The sequence below is a fragment of the Sphingomonas sp. LH128 genome, from assembly GCF_000293195.2.
Classification (GTDB): Bacteria; Pseudomonadota; Alphaproteobacteria; order Sphingomonadales; family Sphingomonadaceae; genus Novosphingobium; species Novosphingobium resinovorum_A.
Genome location: NZ_ALVC01000572.1, coordinates 1 through 469, shown reverse-complemented (window position 1 = coordinate 469; position 469 = coordinate 1). Strand labels below are relative to the sequence as shown.

Below are 469 nucleotides of genomic sequence, written 5' to 3'. Positions count from 1 at the left end.
GCGGGCCCACGCTGAGCATGATCGAAATGTCATCGCTCGACAGCGCGACATATCCTGCGATCGCGGGATCGCTGGGTGTGGAGCTGATGGTGAAGCTGCCGGGGGCGAGGCCGATTTCCAACGCGAGCGCCTTCATGGCCTTGCGCCCGTCGGCGTGGAAGCGCTCCTTGGCTACCCGGTCATGGGCAACGCCGCGCACCGCCAGGGTGAGAAGCGCGGGAAAGCGCTCGAGTTCGGCCATACGGCGGCTGCAGGCGAAGCGCAGACTGTCATCATCGGCGCGGTTGGCGGTGACAGTCGCGAAATGGCGCGCGAGCAGCGCGATCGCCGGGTCGTGGTCGGGATCGACGCCGGCAATGCGGCAATCTTCCATGGCCCGATTGATGGCATGAAGCGTTGCGGTGATGGTGGTGAGACTGCTGGGGTCGATCGCCTGCATGTGACGGAACGGGACGTCGTAGGTCATGGT

At 65.5% G+C, this 469-nt stretch carries 1 protein-coding gene; it reads right to left on the bottom strand.

Going from position 1 to position 469, the window contains the following annotated elements:
* A partial coding sequence (locus LH128_RS30310) for a hypothetical protein (RefSeq protein ID WP_008833516.1) occupies nt 1-469 on the bottom strand: 469 nt, incomplete at both ends.